At 69.1% G+C, this 16497-nt stretch carries 16 protein-coding genes; 6 read left to right on the top strand and 10 right to left on the bottom strand.

All coding sequences use genetic code 11. The features are described from left to right. Nucleotides 1-69: 69 nt before the first annotated feature. Complete coding sequence (locus ACSX1C_RS15900) at nucleotides 70-957, bottom strand: LysR family transcriptional regulator (RefSeq protein WP_439886933.1); 888 nt, start codon at nucleotides 955-957, stop codon at nucleotides 70-72. Nucleotides 958-1065: 108 nt separating this feature from the next. Between ACSX1C_RS15900 and trpB the strand changes: the two genes are divergently transcribed. After that, entirely contained in the window at nucleotides 1066-2277 is a 1212-nt protein-coding gene (gene trpB, locus ACSX1C_RS15895; RefSeq protein ID WP_439886932.1) for a tryptophan synthase subunit beta, read from the top strand. Continuing rightward, nucleotides 2274-3083, top strand: coding sequence for a tryptophan synthase subunit alpha (trpA, locus tag ACSX1C_RS15890; RefSeq protein WP_439886931.1), 810 nt, complete (start codon nucleotides 2274-2276; stop codon nucleotides 3081-3083). The genes trpB and trpA overlap by 4 nt, the downstream gene beginning before the upstream one ends. Nucleotides 3084-3220: 137 nt before the next feature. On the opposite strand, the gene ACSX1C_RS15885 is transcribed toward trpA, so the two are convergent. The 7 genes from ACSX1C_RS15885 to ACSX1C_RS15855 all read right to left on the bottom strand — a co-directional run bounded on the left by ACSX1C_RS15885 (nucleotide 3221) and on the right by ACSX1C_RS15855 (nucleotide 9149). Beyond that, entirely contained in the window at nucleotides 3221-3508 is a 288-nt protein-coding gene (locus tag ACSX1C_RS15885) for a YciI family protein (RefSeq protein ID WP_439886930.1), read from the bottom strand. Nucleotides 3509-3604: 96 nt separating this feature from the next. Continuing rightward, nucleotides 3605-4099, bottom strand: coding sequence for a peroxiredoxin family protein (locus tag ACSX1C_RS15880; RefSeq protein WP_439886929.1), 495 nt, complete (start codon nucleotides 4097-4099; stop codon nucleotides 3605-3607). 67 nt (nucleotides 4100-4166) lie between these two features. Continuing rightward, nucleotides 4167-4763 carry a hypothetical protein gene (locus ACSX1C_RS15875; protein ID WP_439886928.1) on the bottom strand — a complete coding sequence of 199 codons (597 nt, stop codon included), beginning with the start codon at nucleotides 4761-4763 and terminating at the stop codon, nucleotides 4167-4169. Continuing rightward, complete coding sequence (locus ACSX1C_RS15870) at nucleotides 4760-6010, bottom strand: peptidylprolyl isomerase (protein ID WP_439886927.1); 1251 nt, start codon at nucleotides 6008-6010, stop codon at nucleotides 4760-4762. Before ACSX1C_RS15870 ends, ACSX1C_RS15875 begins: the two co-directional genes overlap by 4 nt. A gap of 1 nt (nucleotide 6011) precedes the next feature. Beyond that, on the bottom strand, nucleotides 6012-7001 hold the full coding sequence (locus ACSX1C_RS15865; protein WP_439886926.1) for a hypothetical protein: 990 nt from the start codon (nucleotides 6999-7001) through the stop codon (nucleotides 6012-6014). Between the two features lie 183 nt (nucleotides 7002-7184). Beyond that, nucleotides 7185-8093, bottom strand: coding sequence for a D-alanyl-D-alanine endopeptidase (gene pbpG / locus ACSX1C_RS15860; protein WP_439886925.1), 909 nt, complete (start codon nucleotides 8091-8093; stop codon nucleotides 7185-7187). Nucleotides 8094-8228: 135 nt separating this feature from the next. Then, complete coding sequence (locus tag ACSX1C_RS15855) at nucleotides 8229-9149, bottom strand: choline sulfate utilization transcriptional regulator (RefSeq protein WP_439886924.1); 921 nt, start codon at nucleotides 9147-9149, stop codon at nucleotides 8229-8231. A 113-nt stretch (nucleotides 9150-9262) separates the two neighbouring features. Between ACSX1C_RS15855 and betC the strand changes: the two genes are divergently transcribed. The 3 genes from betC to ACSX1C_RS15840 all read left to right on the top strand — a co-directional run bounded on the left by betC (nucleotide 9263) and on the right by ACSX1C_RS15840 (nucleotide 13448). Beyond that, on the top strand, nucleotides 9263-10771 hold the full coding sequence (betC, locus tag ACSX1C_RS15850; RefSeq protein WP_439886923.1) for a choline-sulfatase: 1509 nt from the start codon (nucleotides 9263-9265) through the stop codon (nucleotides 10769-10771). Between the two features lie 88 nt (nucleotides 10772-10859). Continuing rightward, nucleotides 10860-11786 (top strand): choline ABC transporter substrate-binding protein, encoded by a 927-nt coding sequence (locus ACSX1C_RS15845; RefSeq protein WP_439886922.1) that lies wholly within the window; start codon nucleotides 10860-10862, stop codon nucleotides 11784-11786. A 90-nt stretch (nucleotides 11787-11876) separates the two neighbouring features. Continuing rightward, on the top strand, nucleotides 11877-13448 hold the full coding sequence (locus ACSX1C_RS15840) for a SulP family inorganic anion transporter (RefSeq protein WP_439886921.1): 1572 nt from the start codon (nucleotides 11877-11879) through the stop codon (nucleotides 13446-13448). Between the two features lie 86 nt (nucleotides 13449-13534). On the opposite strand, the gene aroE is transcribed toward ACSX1C_RS15840, so the two are convergent. After that, entirely contained in the window at nucleotides 13535-14359 is an 825-nt protein-coding gene (aroE, locus tag ACSX1C_RS15835; RefSeq protein WP_439886920.1) for a shikimate dehydrogenase, read from the bottom strand. Beyond that, on the bottom strand, nucleotides 14359-15279 hold the full coding sequence (hemF, locus tag ACSX1C_RS15830) for an oxygen-dependent coproporphyrinogen oxidase (RefSeq protein ID WP_439886919.1): 921 nt from the start codon (nucleotides 15277-15279) through the stop codon (nucleotides 14359-14361). The genes aroE and hemF overlap by 1 nt, the downstream gene beginning before the upstream one ends. Nucleotides 15280-15468: 189 nt before the next feature. Here hemF and ACSX1C_RS15825 point away from each other — a divergent pair, with 189 nt between their 5' ends. After that, nucleotides 15469-16446 (top strand): NADPH:quinone reductase, encoded by a 978-nt coding sequence (locus ACSX1C_RS15825; RefSeq protein ID WP_439886918.1) that lies wholly within the window; start codon nucleotides 15469-15471, stop codon nucleotides 16444-16446. The last annotated feature ends 51 nt before the right edge of the window (nucleotides 16447-16497 follow it).

Below are 16497 nucleotides of genomic sequence, written 5' to 3'. Positions count from 1 at the left end.
TGGACGATAGTTAAACGCTAGACGAGAAGTGCCGCCCTTGTAGTGCGGGATGGGTCGGCCGGGAAACGCTCAGCCGTGCAGCTCGCCGCGCAGCCACTCGGCCAGGCGCTGCGCGCGCTTGTCCAGTTGCCGCGCCGGCACCCAGAGGGCCAGGCGCGCCGGGGTCTCGACGAAGTCCCAGGGCGCCACCAGGCGCCCGCCGGCCAGGTCGTCGGCCACCAGCTGCTGCGGGGCGATGGCCACGCCGAGGCCGGCCGCCGCCGCCTCCAGCAGATAGTAGAGGTGCTCGAAGCCCTGGCCCGGCTGCAGCGCCGCGGGATCCAGGCCGCTGCTGGCCGCCCAGCTCGGCCAGGCCTGGGGCCGCGAGGTGGTGTGCAGCAGCGGCTCGCCCAGCAGCGCCGCCGCCGGCGCCCCACGCAAACGCTCGTAGTGCTGATAACGCGGGCTGAGTACCGGGCCGATGCGCTCGGCGGCCAGCTCGAAGACGCGCATGTCCGCCGGCCAGGGCGGCTCGGCGAACAGCAGGGTGGCGTCGACGCCGGGACGGCGCGGGTCCAGCTCGCCCTCGCTGGCCGACAGCTGCAGGCGCAGCTCCGGCAGCTCGCGGTTGAGGCGGTCCAGGCGCGGGATGAACCAGCGCGCCAACAGGCTGCCGGGGCAGGCCAGGACGAAGGGCGCCTCGGCCTGGCCCTGCTGCAGCTCGGCGCACACGCCGCGCAACCGGGCGAAGGCCTCGCCGCTGGCGTCACGCAGGCGCAGCCCGGCATCCGTGAGTTTAAGGCCGCGCCCCTCCTTGACGAACAACGCCAGCCCCAGGTGTTCCTCCAACGCGCGAATCTGCCGGCTGACCGCGCCATGGGTGACATGCAGCTCGTCCGCCGCCTGGCTGACGCTGGTCAGGCGCGCCGCCGCCTCGAAGGCGCGCAGGGCATTGAGCGGGGGTAGCTCCTGAGTCATCTGTGATATTTCCTGACAGGTTACGGCGATCTTATCGCTTTTGCCGGCGGCCACACAGCCGTATCCTGTGGCCATCGCCCAATAGCTCGCTCCCCCAGGAGAACTGCCATGACTTCTTTGTGCACCGGCCCCGACGCCAAGGGCCTGTTCGGCTCGTTCGGCGGCCAGTACGTCGCCGAAACCCTGATGCCGCTGATCCACGACCTGGCCGCCGAATACGAACAGGCCAAGGCCGACCCCGCGTTCCAGCAGGAGCTGGCCTACTTCCAGCGCGACTACGTCGGCCGGCCGAGCCCGCTGTACTTCGCCGAGCGCCTGACCGAGCACTGCGGCGGCGCCAAGATCTACCTCAAGCGCGAGGAGCTGAACCACACCGGCGCGCACAAGATCAACAACTGCATCGGCCAGATCCTCCTGGCCAAGCGCATGGGCAAGCAGCGCATCATCGCCGAGACCGGCGCCGGCATGCACGGCGTGGCCACCGCCACCGTGGCGGCGCGCTTCGGCCTGGAATGCGTGATCTACATGGGCACCACCGACATCGACCGCCAGCAGGCCAACGTGTTCCGCATGAAGCTGCTGGGCGCCACGGTGATCCCGGTCACCGCCGGCACCGGCACCCTCAAGGACGCGATGAACGAGGCCCTGCGCGACTGGGTGACCAACGTCGACTCCACCTTCTACCTGATCGGCACCGTCGCCGGCCCGCATCCCTACCCGGCCATGGTCCGCGACTTCCAGGCGGTGATAGGCCGGGAGACCCGCGAGCAGCTGATGGAGAAGGAGGGGCGCCTGCCCGATTCGCTGGTCGCCTGCATCGGCGGCGGCTCCAACGCCATGGGCCTGTTCCATCCCTTCCTCGATGACGCCGGGGTCAAGCTCATCGGCGTCGAGGCGGCCGGCCACGGCATCGACACCGGCAAGCACGCCGCCAGCCTCAACGGCGGCGAACCGGGCGTGCTGCACGGCAACCGCACCTTCCTGCTGCAGGACGACGACGGCCAGATCATCGACGCCCACTCGATCTCCGCCGGCCTCGACTACCCCGGCATCGGCCCGGAACACGCCTGGCTGCACGACATCGGCCGCGGCGAATACTGCTCGATCACCGACGACGAGGCCCTGGCCGCCTTCCACCAGTGCTGCCGCCTGGAAGGCATCATCCCGGCGCTGGAGTCTTCCCATGCCCTGGCCGAAGTGTTCAAGCGCGCGCCCAGCCTGCCCAAGGAGCACCTGATGGTGGTCAACCTGTCCGGCCGCGGCGACAAGGACATGCAAACCGTGATGCACCACATGGGCGAACTGGAGAACGAAGCATGAGCCGCCTGCAGAGCCGCTTTGCCGAGCTGAAAGAACAGAACCGCGCCGCCCTGGTGACCTTCGTCACCGCCGGCGACCCCAACTACGACGCCTCCCTGGCGATCCTCAAGGGCCTGCCGGCCGCCGGCGCCGACGTGATCGAACTGGGCATGCCCTTCACCGACCCCATGGCCGACGGCCCGGCCATCCAGCTGGCCAACATCCGCGCCCTGGAGGGCAAGCAGAACCTGGCCAAGACCCTGCAGATGGTCCGCGAATTCCGCCAGCAGGATCAGACCACCCCCCTGGTGCTGATGGGTTACTTCAACCCCATCCACCACTACGGCGTGCCGCGCTTCATCGCCGAGGCCCGGGAGTCCGGGGTGGACGGCCTGATCGTGGTCGACCTGCCGCCGGAACACAACGCCGACCTGTGCGACCCGGCCCAGGCCGCCGGGTTGGACTTTATCCGCCTGACCACCCCGACCACCGACGACAAGCGCCTGCCCACCGTGCTCGACGGCAGCTCCGGCTTCGTCTACTACGTCTCGGTGGCCGGCGTCACCGGCGCCGGCTCGGCCACCCTGGAGCACGTGCAGGAAGCGGTGGCGCGCCTGCGCCGCCACACCGACCTGCCGATCAGCATCGGCTTCGGCATCCGCACCCCGGAACACGCGGCGACCATCGCCCGCCTGGCCGACGGCGTGGTGGTGGGCTCGGCGCTGATCGACCGGATCGCCCACGCCGAGGACAGCGAACAGGCCGTGCAGGACGTGCTGAGCCTGTGCCGCGACCTGGCCGAAGGGGTACGCAGCGCACGCTGCTAAAGCCCACGCCACACAAAAGCCGCTGCTCCCCTGGGGAGGCAGCGGCTTTTTCATCCCGGCGATTCGGCTCGCGCCGTTTGCAGAAGCCGCTGGACGGGCAGCCTCGTGCAGCGGCGCCCATCCGGGCCACCCGCCGTTCAATCCAGCAGGAAACTCAGGCGCGCGTCGACCTTCTTGGGCGCTATCTCCAGTATTTCGGCGCTCACGACATGCTCCTGGACGAATGGATCGGCATTCACCCGCTCCTGCAACGCACCGAGCGTCGTGTTGTGGGCCAGGATGGAGCCGCCCAGGCTCGGCTGCAGGCTGCCGACCAAGAGAAACACGCCTTCATCGAAACCGCTCTTGAGCCATTGATTGTGGCCGTCCATCAGCCGAGCGGCCTGGCCTTGGTTCGCGGAAAACTTCAGTAGCACGACAAACATAGGATTCCCTCCCTGTGGCATGGGGGCTTGCCCAGTGCGCCGGCCAGCCCTGCGCCGAGCGGCGCCCCGGAGGCGAGCCCAGCGAGAAGCATAGCGCTACCCGGCCCCGCTGCTCGGCGCGGCCTCGGCGATCAGCAGGGCGATCTGCGCCCCCAGGACCAGGTCGCCGACCTTGCCGAAATGCTGCTGGCGGATGAACCCCGCCGTGTCGATCAGCACCAGGGTCGGCGTGCCCTGCATTGCATAGTCGCGCATGGTGCAGGGGATGGCCCCCTGCGGGTCCGGCAAGTCGACGGCGACCGGAAAGCCGATACGGTACTCGTGCAGGAAGGCCTCCAGGGCCACCGGCGTCATGGCCTGGTGGTGCTCGAAGACCGTGTGCAGGCCGACGACCGCCACCTGCTCGGGCGAGAAGCTGGCCCGCACCCGCTGCGCCTGGGGCAGGCCTTCGCTCACGCAGCCCGGACAGAGCATCTGGAAGGCCTCCAGCACTATCACCTTGCCGCGCAGGCTGGCCACGCTCGGCGCCTGCTGGGTGTTGAACCAGCACTGCACCTGCCACTCCGGTGCGGGCGTAGCTGAATGGGTCATGCCGCCCCCCTGCATCCGCCATAAAGAGAAGCCCCAGGTAGTTATAGGCCAGCGCGTGCATCCCGGCTTAAGGCGTGCCCGGCAGCAGCTCCGGCGCCTCGCGCTGCAGCTTGGCCTTGAGCATCTCCAGCTGCTCCAGGGCGGCGCGGGCCTCGTCCAGCTCGGCGGCGTTGCGCTCGCCGGACTGGGCGGCCTGTTCGATGCGTTCGCGGATCGCCGGGATCTGCTGCACGCCGCCGGCGTAGGCCTGGATCTGCGCGCGGCTGTGGCGGTCTTCGAAGGCCTGGTACTGCGCCGGGTCGGCCAGCACCGCGGCGGAGGGCCTCGGCCGTGGCTCGAACTCGCCCAGCGCCGGGCGGCGCGGATCGCCGCGTTCGAGCATGAGCTGCATCAGCATCTGGGCTTCCAGGGGCTCGAGGCTGGGCGCCGCCGCATCGGCAGGCGGCGCTTCGGGCGCAGCGGCGGCCGGCGGGGCAAGCGGCGCGGCCGCCAGCGCGGCGACTGACGCGACGGGGAGGGCGTCCGGCCAGGGCGGCGGCGCGGGCTCGGCCGCGCGGACCTGCGGCGGCGCACCTGGAGGGCTCGACTCGGACTCCACCCACCAGGCGGCCAGGGCCACCGCAGCAGCGCAGCAGAGCAGGGCCGCCCCCAGCCAACGCCTCACAGGCCCTCCACCTTGGCCTTGGCCAACAGGGCTTGCAGGCGTGCCTGCAGCTGGCTGGCCAGCTGCTCCTTGGCCACCGCCTGGTTGACCTCGTAACGCACGCTGGGGTCGCTCAGGGGCAGCTGGCGATCCTCGCGCTGGCGCACCCGGACGATCTCGAAGGCACCGTCGATCAGCATCGGTTGGGAAAGGGTGCCGGCCTTCTGCAGCAGGGCGGTCTTGTGCAGGAAGTCCAGCTGCTCGTCCTGGGGACGGATCAGGCCCAGGTCGCCGGGCGGCGTGCGGCTCTTGTCCTCGGCCAGGGAGTAGCGGCGCACCGCCTCGTCGAAATCCAGGCCGGCCTGCAGCTCGGCATAGACCCGATCGGCGCTGGCCTGGTCGGCCAGGCGGATATGCGCGGCCTGGACCCGGGCGACGTTGCGGTACTGCGCCAGGTGGCGCCGGTAGTAGGCCTCGGCGTCGGCATCGCCGACCTCACGGGCCAGCTGCTTGAGGCCGTCGGTCTCGTGGTGGAAGTCGCTGTGCAGGCCGATCTGGTGCAGGTACTGGTGGCGCACCAGCTTGTCGCGCACCAGCAGACGCAGGCCCTCGCGCTCGGCGGCGTCGAAGCCCTGCTCGGCCAGCTGATACCAGAGGTAGTCGCGCAGCACATGCTGGCGCACCTGTTCGGCGAGGTAGGCCAGGTTGCCCTGCTGCAGCTCGACCCGGCCCTGGACGTTGTCGCCCTGGTACAGCGCCAGCAGGTCGAGGCGCCGCTCGGCCTGGCCGGGGAATTGCCAGGCGATCAGCTGCACCTCTCGGGCCTCGTCCTGTTGCGCCGGGCTCAGCCGCAGGCTGTCGAGCACCACGCCCTGTTGCGGCGGCGCCAGCACCTGGCGCAGGCGCTCGGCACCGAGTGGCTGCGGCTGGCGCAGGAAGGGTCGCACGTCGTGATCGAAGCGGCGACCGTAGACCTGCTCGATCAGGTTGGCCGCCTCGACCGCCACCAACGCCTCCAGGTCGGCGCGGTAGCGGGGCTGCAGCTCCGCCTCCACCGCACGGGCCAACAGGCGGTTCTCCACCAGGCCGGCGCGCAGCTGGGCCGGGTCGGTATTGAGCTTGACCCGGGTCAGCGCCCGCTCGAGCAACTCGATGCTCTTGCCAGGCAGGCGTTCGCCGTCGATGCGCAGGTCCTGGCCGGCCAGGGCCGACAGGCAGATGCCCGTCAGCCCCAGCAGCACCAGCGCGCGGCGCAGGTCGACCCGCACCTCAGAGACCACCCTGGCCGTAGAAGCTGTTGGCGCCCTTGGTCAGCACGTTGACGGTGAGGGCGATGGACTCGGGTATCAGCTCCTTGGCCACGCGCAGACGGGTGGCGTAACTGGTGTCGTAGAGCGGCTCGGGATGCTGGTAGGCGACCTGGGCGGTCTGCGTCAGCAGGTCGCGCAGCGGCTTCTGCGGGTCGTAACGGCCGACCAGACTGGCCACCGCCGCCGCATCGCCCAGGCGCTCGCTGAAGTAGTGGTCGTCGACCCAGCCTTCCCAGCCGGAATGGCCGTTGCCCGAGGTGACCCAGGCGTGGTGCGGCTGGGCCACGTCGCCGGTGGCGTGCAGCGAATAGCCGATGGTCTGCAGCGAGGGCGCGGCCTTGAACTGGTCGAACCAGTACTTGGCCAGGTTGTCGATGGGCTGGAAGGCGGCGGTCTGGAAGTCGCCGTAGTGCTCTTGCCAGTCCGAACGGCTGCCCTGGCGGTAATGCGCCTCGGTGCTGTCGAAGTCGCTGCGCTTCAGCTCACGGTTGTACAGGTAGACCATGGCGTACCAGTCGACGTCGCCGCTCCAGCTGCCGTCCACCTTGCGGTAGCGGTAGTCGTAGCCGCCGTGGTCGTTGCCATGGGCATCGCCCTGGCGGGCCATGTTGATGAAGTGCCAGTAGGAGGTGTAGTTGACGATGGAGGCGGCGGCACCGGCCACCGGGGCGTGCTCGTAGCCGATCCACCAGCCGCCCAGGCGGGTGTCCTTGAAGTCGTCGACGTCGTAGGCGGCCTGGCCGAGGATCTCGCCGGCCTTGGCCTCGCTGCCGGCGGCGCCGACATAGAACTGGTAGGCGCGGCGCATCTCGGCGCTGGCGGAGGCGGAATTCATGAACGCCAGGGCGTCCTTGACGATGTTCTTGTGGGTGGGTTGCGACCAGGCGGCCGCCTGGCCGGCGCAGACGGCAAGGCCTAGACCAAGGGCCAGGGTGGAGATGGTTTTCATGGGCAGAGCGCTCTTTTGTTGTTGGAGTCGAGCATTACTAGCCGGCGTCGATGGCAAAACCATTGCAACGCCGGACTCCAACTAAAGCGCAGTCGGCATTCGCCCTACTACCCAACTAAGGTTGGGCCGGTCTAGACCAGACTCGGGCTTGTAGCCGAGATCGCAGGGCGGGCCAGGGCCCTGTCACTGCACCCTTTGCAGGCGCTGGGCCTGCTTCTGCTGGCGGTAGCTGATGGCCGCCGCCGGCACCGGGGTGACCTTGCCGGTTTCCAGCCAGCGCTTGAGGCGGTTGGCGTCGGCCATATGGGTGTACTTGCCGAAGGCGTCCAGCACCACGAAGGCCACCGGGCGCTTGGCCATGACGGTGCGCATCACCAGGCAGTGGCCGGCCTCGTCGGTGTAGCCGGTCTTGCTCAGCTGCACGCTCCAGTTGGGCTTGCGCACCAGGCCGTTGGTGTTGCGAAAGCCCAGGCTGTAGCTGGGCTTGCGAAAGGCCACGGTCTTCTCCGAGGTGGTGCTCAGCTGGCTGAGCAGGGGGTACTGCTGGCTGGCCTTGAGCAGCAGCACCAGGTCGTTGGCGCTGGAGACGTTGCGCTCGGACAGGCCGGTGGGTTCGACGAAGCGCGTGCTGTGCATGCCCAGGGCCTTGGCCTTGGCGTTCATCGCCGCGATGAACGCCGCGTAGCCGCCCGGGTAGTGGTGCGCCAGGCTGGAGGCCGCACGGTTCTCCGAGGACATCAGGGCCAGCAGCAGCATGTCGCGGCGGCTCAGCTCGCTGCCGATGCGCACCCGCGAGTACACGCCCTGCATCTCGACATTGTCGCGGATGGTGATCGGCAGCACCTGGTCCAGCGACTGCTTGGCGTCCAGGACGACCAGGGCGGTCATCAGCTTGGTCACCGAGGCGATCGGCAACACCAGGTCGGGATGGCTGGAATACAGCACCTGGTCGGTCTTGAGGTCGACCAGCAGGGCGCTGCCGGCGGCCAGCTCCTGCTGACGGGGGAGTTTTTGCGCGGCATGGCTGTTCGATGCAACTACAACGCAGCTGCACATCAGCAGCAGGCTTACTATCGAATGACGGATGTTCACGGGTGGCTTCACTGGCTGAGTGGGGAGACGGCGCAACGGCAGGTTGCGCCTCCGACAGTATAGGCAGTCGGTCGGCGCCCTTGCAGGGGCCCAGGGCCCGGCCGATCGCCTTTCGTCTGCCGGCGCAGACGGCGTCTAGCGCAACGCGTCCGCGCCGCCCAGTTCGGCCTTGAGCCAGTCGACGAACTGCGCAGTCAGGCGTTGGCGGCGCTTGCGCTCGGGCAGCACCACGTAATAGCCAAAGTCGGTGCGCGCCGCTTCGCGGCACACGCGACACAGCAGGTTCTGCTCGAGCAGCTCGTCGACCAGGTGGCGCCAGCCGATGGCCACGCCCTGGCCGGCGATGGCCGCCTGGATCAGCAGGGTGTAGTTGTCGAAGCGCAGGCTGCCGGGGTTCGGCGCCTCGGCGATGGCCAGGGCGCGGAACAGGCCGTTCCAGTCGAGCCAGCGCGAGCGGCTGTCCGGGCGCAGGTGCAGCAGCGGCAACTCGGCCAGGGCCGCTGGCGGCAACGGTCGTTGGCGGTCCTCGAGCAGCTGCGGGCTGCACACGGCGAAGGCCTCCTCGGCGAACAGCAGGTGCGCCTCGCCGTGCTTGAAGCGGCCGTCGCCGAAGGCGATGGCCACGTCGATCTCCGGCGGCAGCACGCCGAGGTCGCGGTTGGTGGTGATCAGGCTGACGTCCAGCTCGGGGTGGCGCTGGTTGAAGCGGTGCAGGCGCGGCATCAGCCAGTAGGCGGCCACGGCGAAGTCGGTGGCCACCTGCAGCACCTCGTGCTGCGGCTGGGCGCGGAGCGCCTCCAGGCCGTCGTCCAGGCTCTGCAGGCCGTCGCGCACGTGGCGCAGCAGCAGCTCGCCGGCCTCGGTGAGGACGATGCCGCGGTAGACCCGGTCGAACAGGCGGGTCGCCAGCTGCTGCTCGAGGCGCTTGATCTGCTGGCTGATCGCCGGCTGGCTGCTGCCCAGCTCGCTGGCCGCAGCGGTGAAGCTCAGATGGCGCGCGGCGGACTCGAACACCAGCAGGGCGTCGAGGGACAGCCCTTCGAAGTGCTTAAACATAAGTAGAACTTATCCGAGTCATGTCTTCCCGGCGGGTTTACCCGCTAGCCATGAGGCGCAATGATCGAGCCAGCAATTTCGCATAAAACCTTCATATGGAATACAGGCTCGCCATGAAACGTCCGAACATCCTCTTCATCATGGCCGACCAGATGGCCGCGCCGCTCCTGCCGATCCATGACCCGGCCTCGCCGATCAAGATGCCCAACCTGCTGGGCCTGGCCGAGGCCGGCGTGGTGTTCGACTCCGCCTACTGCAACAGCCCGTTGTGCGCGCCGTCGCGCTTCACCCTGGTCAGCGGTCAGCTGCCGAGCAAGATCGGCGCCTACGACAACGCCGCCGACTTTCCCGGCGACGTGCCGACCTATGCCCACTACCTGCGCCGTATGGGCTATCGCACCGCGCTGTCGGGCAAGATGCACTTCTGCGGCCCGGACCAGTTGCACGGCTACGAGGAACGCCTGACCAGCGACATCTATCCGGCCGACTACGGCTGGGCGGTGAACTGGGACGAGCCGGAGAAGCGCCTCTCCTGGTACCACAACATGTCCTCGGTGCTGCAGGCCGGCCCCTGCGTGCGCACCAACCAGCTGGACTTCGACGAGGAGGTGGTGTTCAAGGCCCGGCAGTACCTCTACGACCACGTGCGCATGAGCGCCGAGCAGCCGTTCTGCCTGACCGTGTCGATGACCCACCCCCACGACCCCTACACCATTCCCGAGGAATTCTGGAACCTCTACGAGGACGTGGAGATCCCGCTGCCGCGCCATACCATCGACCAGGCCGAGCAGGACCCCCACTCCCAGCGCCTGCTCAAGGTCATCGACCTGTGGGACAAGCCGCTGCCCGAGGACAAGATCAGGGACGCGCGGCGCGCCTACTTCGGCGCCTGCAGCTACATCGACAGCAATATCGGCAAGCTGCTGAAGACCCTCGAGGACTGCGGCCTGGCCGAGGACACCATCATCGTCTTCTCCGGCGACCACGGCGACATGCTCGGCGAGCGCGGCCTCTGGTACAAGATGCACTGGTTCGAGATGGCCGCCCGCGTGCCCTTCGTGGTGCATGCGCCGGGGCGCTTCGCCGCCCACCGGGTGAGCCAGTCGGTGTCGACCATGGACCTGCTGCCGACCCTGGTGGAACTGGCCGGCGGCACTGTCGAGGCGGACCTGGCGCTGGACGGTCGTTCGCTGCTGCCCCATCTGCGGGGCGAGGGCGGGCATGACGAGGTGCTCGGCGAGTACATGGCCGAGGGCACCAATGCGCCGCTGATGATGATCCGCCGCGGGCAGTGGAAGTTCATCTACTCTGAGAAAGACCCGCTGCTGCTGTTCGACCTGGTCAACGACCCACGGGAGCTGGAGAACCTGGCGGCCGCGGCCGAGCACCAGGAACTGCTCGCCGCGCTCCTCGCCGAGGCGCGCGGGCGCTGGGACATGCCGGCGATCCACCAGGCCACCCTGGCCAGTCAGCGCCGCCGCCGCTTCGTCGCCGAGGCCCTGACCCGCGGCAAGCTCAAGAGCTGGGATCACCAACCCCTGGTCGACGCCAGCCAGCAGTACATGCGCAACCATATCGACCTGGACGACCTGGAGCGCCGCGCCCGCTATCCACAACCCTGACACCCTGTTCCAGCGCCGGCGCAGCCATGTGCCGGCGGCAACACGTCACTCCACGCACAGAACAACAACCCTAGAGGGGAATGCAGGCATGAAAAAACTCAGCACAGTCCTGGCCGGCGGCTTGTTACTGGCCGGCGGCGCCTTCCACGCCCAGGCCGAAGACGCCCGCTGCGCCACGGTGACACTGGGCGACCCGGGCTGGAGCGACATCGCCGTGACCAACGGCATCGCCAGCTTCCTGCTCGAAGGCCTGGGCTACAAGGCGCAGAGCCAGACCCTGGCGGTGCCGATCATCTTCGCCGGCCTGCAGAAGGGCCAGGTCGACGTGTTCCTCGGCAACTGGATGCCGGCCCAGCAGGACAACTACGACAAGTTCGTCGCCAGCGGCGAGGTGGACCGGCTGGCGCAGAACCTCGACGGCACCGAGTACACCCTGGCCGTGCCGACCTATGCCTACGAGGCCGGGGTGAAGACCTTCGCCGACCTGGACCGGCACGCCGACAAGTTCGGCCACAAGCTCTACGGCATCGCCTCCGGCTCGCCGGCCAACGAGTCGATCCGCCAGATGATCGAGTCCGACGAGTTCGGCCTGGGCGACTGGAAGCTGGTGGAGTCCAGCGAGCAGGCCATGCTGGTACAGGTCGGCCGGGCGGTGAAGCGCAACGAGTTCGTGGTGTTCCTCGGCTGGACCCCGCACCCGATGAACGTCAACTACGACATGCAGTACCTGCGCGGCGGCGAGAAGTACTTCGGCGAGAGCGGCAGCGTCAACACCCTGGCCCGCAAGGACTACGCCAGCCAGTGCCCGAACGTCGGCAAGCTGCTGAGCAACCTGAGCTTCACCCAGGACATGGAGAACAGCATCATGGATCAGGTGCTGAGCAAACAGGCGAGCAACGCCGAGGCGATCAAGGCCTGGCTCAAGGCCAACCCGGCGGTGCTCGACGGCTGGCTGCAAGGCGTCACCACCCGCGACGGCGGCGACGCCCTGGCGGCGGTGAAGGCGCAGCTTTAAGCTGGCGGGAACATTTGGCGTAGGGTGGGCTTCGGCCTACCCTTCTCGCATGCGGTGGGCCGCAGCCCACCCTCCCACAGAACGACACCGATGCCGTTACCCAACCGCCAGACCCTGCTGCCCTTCCTCAGATGGCTGCCCAACACCAGCCGCCGCAGCCTCGGCAACGACCTGCTGGTGGGCCTGAGCGGCGCCATCCTGGCCCTGCCGCAATCCATCGCCTACGCCCTGATCGCCGGCCTGCCGGCCGAATACGGCCTGTATGCGGCCATAGTGCCGGTGATCATCGCCTGCCTGTGGGGCTCGTCCTGGCACCTGATCTGCGGTCCGACCGCGGCGATCGCCATCGTCATCTTCACCAGTGTCAGCCCCTTCGCCGCCCCCGGCAGCGACGAGTTCATCGCCCGGGTGCTGCTGCTGACCTTCGTCGCCGGACTGTTCCAGTGGCTGCTCGGCCTGCTGCGCTTCGGCGCCCTGGTCAACTTCGTGTCCCATTCGGTGGTGCTCGGCTTCACCCTCGGCGCCGCCGTGGTCATCGCCTTGGGCCAGCTGCCCAACCTGCTGGGCATCAGCGTGCCGAGCCAGGCCACGGCCCTGGCCACCCTGCTGAACATCGGCGAACACCTGCCGGAGACCGACTGGCGCGCCCTGGGCCTGGCCCTGTTCACCCTCGGCCTGAGCCTGCTGATCCGCCGGCTGTGGCCACGCCTGCCGGCGCTGTTGCTGGGCCTGGTCGGCGGCAGCCTGGTGGTCCTGCTGCTGCCGGAGCGGCTGACCGCCGGCATCGCCCTGGTCAGCGCCTTCGAGGGCCGGCTGCCGCCCTTCAGCCCGCTGCAGTTCGACCTGACCAGCCTGCTGCAACTGCTGCCGGCGGCCGTGGCCTGCGGCATGCTCGGCCTGGTCACCAGCCTGTCGATCGCCCGCGCCCTGGCCGGCAAGTCCCAGCAGTTCCTCGACGCCAACCAGGAGGTGCGCGCCCAGGGCCTGTCCAACTTGATCGGCCCCTGGTTCTCCGGCTTCCTCTCGGCCGGCTCCTTCACCCGCTCGGCGCTGAACCTGCAGGCCGGCGCCCGCTCGCCTCTGGCCGGAGTATTCTCGGCGCTGCTGGTGGCGCTGTTCGCCCTGTTCGGCGCCCGCCTGATCGCGCTGATTCCGCTGCCGTCCATGGCCGCCGGCATCCTGCTGATCTGCTGGGGCCTGGTGGACATCGCCGGCGCGCGGTCGCTGTTCCGGGTCAGCCGCGCGGAGTTCCTGGTGATGGCCCTGACCCTGCTGGCGACCCTGCTGCTGGAGTTGCAGACGGCGATCTACGCCGGGGTGCTGGCCTCGCTGTTCTTCTACCTCAAGCGCACCTCGCAGCCGCGGGTGAAGTTCTGGCAGGAGGGCGAGGAGGAGCTGTTGCGGGTCGAGGGTTCGATCTTCTTCGGCGCCTGTCACTACCTGCAGCAGCTGCTGCAGCGCAGCGACGGCGAACGGGTGATCATCGACGCCCACCACGTCAACTTCATCGACTACGCCGGGGTGGAGATGCTGCACCAGGAGGCGCGCCGCCTGCAGGCGCAGAACCGCAGCCTGGTGTTGCGCCGCGCGCGCCCCCAGGTGATCGAGGAGATCCACAAGCTCGAAGGCGCCGAGCGCTGCCCGGTGCTGTTCGAGGACTGAAGCCCAGAGTGCGCCATGGGCACCAGAACCGTGCCAGCCCAGCCGCGCGTGCCGCTGAGTCGGTGCGCGGGGCGCACCCTAGGGAATCAGGCCTGTTGCAACTGGCGACGCAGCTCGGCCAGCACCGGCGCGCTGTCGGGGCGCACGCCGCGCCACAGGCAGAAGGCCTCGGCGGCCTGTTCGACCAGCATGCCCAGGCCGTCGATCGTGCGCGCCGCGCCCTGTTCGGCGGCCCAGGCATTGAAGGCGGTGGCCTGGCGGGCATACATCATGTCGTAGCAAATCGTCCGACCGGGGGCAATCAGGCTCGCGGCGATCGGCGGCAGCTCGCCGGCCAGGCTGGCCGAGGTGCCGTTGACGATCAGGTCCACCGGCGCGTCGAGCCAGTCGAAGCCGCTGGCCACCAGCGGGCCCAGGTCGGCGAACTCGGCGGCCAGCTGTTCGGCCTTGGCCAGGGTGCGGTTGGCGATCACCAGGACCGCAGGCTGCTGCGCCAGCAGCGGCTCGAGCACGCCGCGCACCGCACCGCCGGCACCGAGCAGGAGGATGCGCTTGCCGCGCAGCTCCAGGCCGGCGTTGACCCTCAGGTCGCGCACCAGGCCGGCGCCGTCGGTGTTGTCGCCGAGCAGGCTGCCGTCCTCGCGCTTGCTCAGGGTGTTGACCGCGCCGGCGCGGCGGGCCCGCTCGCTCAGCTCGTCGGCCAACTGGAAGGCCTGCTCCTTGAACGGCACCGTGACGTTGGCGCCGCGCCCCTCGGCGAAGAAGGCCCGGGCGAAGCCGGCGAAGTCGTCCAGCGGCGCCAGCAACGCCTCGTAGCTCAGCGGCTGGCCGGTCTGCGCGGCGAACAGGCGGTGGATCAGCGGCGACTTGCTGTGGCCGATGGGGTTGCCGAAGACGCCGTAGCGGTCCATCAGTTCGCCCCCAGCTGCAGCCAGTCGCGGTCCTGCAGGAAGTACGCGGTCAGGCGTTCCTCCTCGCTGCCGGGCTCGGCCTTCCAGTCATAGCCCCAGCGCACCTGCGGCGGCAGCGACATGAGGATCGACTCGGTGCGCCCGCCCGACTGCAGGCCGAACAGGGTGCCGCGGTCGTAGACCAGGTTGAACTCGACGTAGCGGCCGCGGCGGAAGGCCTGGAACTCGCGCTGCTGAGCGGTGAAGGGGGTGGCCTTGCGCCGCTGCACGATCGGCAGGTAGGCCTCCAGGTAGGCGTCGCCGATGGCGCGCATGAAGGCGAAGCTGGTGTCGAAGTCCCACTGGTTCAGGTCGTCGAAGAACAGCCCGCCGATACCGCGCGGCTCGTCGCGGTGCTTGATGTGGAAATAGCGGTCGCACCAGGCCTTGTAGCGCGGGTAGACATCCGCACCGAAGGGCGCGCAGGCGGCCTCGGCCACCCGGTGCCAGTGCACGCAGTCTTCCTCGTTGGCGTAGTAGGGGGTCAGGTCGAAGCCGCCGCCGAACCACCAGACCGGCTCCTCGCCTTCCTTCTCGGCGATGAAGAAGCGCACGTTGGCGTGGGAGGTGGGCACGTGCGGGTTTTCCGGGTGGATCACCAGGGACACGCCGAGGGCCTCGAAGCCGCGGCCGGCCAGCTCCGGGCGATGGGCGCTGGCCGAGGGCGGCAGGCCGCTGCCGAATACGTGGGAGAAGTTCACCCCGCCCTTCTCGATCAGCGCGCCGTTCTCCAGCACGCGGGTACGGCCGCCGCCGCCGGCCGGCCGCTGCCAGGCGTCCTCGATGAAGTCGGCGCTGCCGTCTTCGGCTTGCAGGGCGGTGCAGATACGGTCTTGCAGGTCGAGCAGATAGGCCTTCACGGCCTCAGTACGGTCACTCACGGCGGCACCTTGGAAAACGGGTCAGGCCAGGCGGCGCACGGCCGCGGGGGAAAAATTGGCGGCCAGCATAACATCTGCCGGCGCCACCCCGCAGTTGACGCCGGTCAACGGCGAGGATTGGATAGGCGTCTGCGCGAGCCGCCGGCGACCTCGTCCGCCCGGCTCACCCCTCAGCCACAGGAGTCAGATATGGCCAAGCGTATCCAGTTCAGTCGCCACGGCGGCCCGGAAGTCCTCGAATACCTCGACTACCAGCCCGCCGCCCCCGGCCCCCACGAGGTGCGGGTGCAGAATCGGGCGATCGGCCTGAACTTCATCGACACCTACTACCGCAGCGGCCTGTATCCGCCACCGGCGCTGCCCTCCGGCCTGGGCACCGAGGGCGCCGGCATCGTCGAGGCGGTGGGCGCGCAGGTCGAACAGTTCCGGGTCGGCGACCGCGTGGCCTATGCCACCGGCCCCCTCGGCGCCTACAGCGAGCTGCACGTGCTGCCGGCCAGCAAGCTGGTCAAGCTGCCGGAGGCGATCGGCTTCGAACAGGCCGCCGCCGTCATGCTCAAGGGCCTCACGGTGCAGTACCTGCTGCGCCAGACCTTCGCCCTGCAGGGCGGCGAAACCATCCTGTTCCATGCCGCCGCCGGCGGCGTCGGCTCCTTCGCCTGCCAGTGGGCCAAGGCCCTGGGGGTCAAGCTGATCGGCACCGTCAGTTCGCCGCAGAAGGCCGCGCGGGCGATGGAGCAGGGCGCCTGGGCGTGCATCGACTACAGCCGCGAGAACGTCGCACAGCGCGTGCTGGAGCTGACCGACGGGCAGAAGTGCCCGGTGGTCTACGACGGCGTCGGCAAGGACACCTGGGAGACCTCGCTGGACTGCGTCGCCCCGCGCGGCCTGCTGGTCAGCTTCGGCAACGCCTCCGGCGCGGTCACCGGGGTCAACCTGGGCATCCTGGCGCAGAAGGGCTCGCTGTACGTCACCCGCCCGACCCTGGCCGGCTACGCCGATACCCCGGAGCGTCTGCAGGCCATGGCCGACGAGCTGTTCGCCATGATCGCCAGCGGCCGGCTCAAGGTGGAGATCGGCAGCCGCCATGCGCTGCAGGATGCCGCCCAGGCGCAGACCGCCCTGAGCGCGCGGCAGACCACCGGCTCGACCATTCTGCTGCCGTAAATTGCAGGATGGGTTACGGCGCGACAGGGATCGCTTGCTGTCGGTGAAGCC

Origin of the sequence: Pseudomonas sp. MBLB4123 (assembly GCF_051904775.1) — a bacterium.
Taxonomy (GTDB): Bacteria; Pseudomonadota; Gammaproteobacteria; order Pseudomonadales; family Pseudomonadaceae; genus Aquipseudomonas; species Aquipseudomonas benzenivorans_B.
This window is presented reverse-complemented; position numbering and strand designations above follow the sequence as displayed.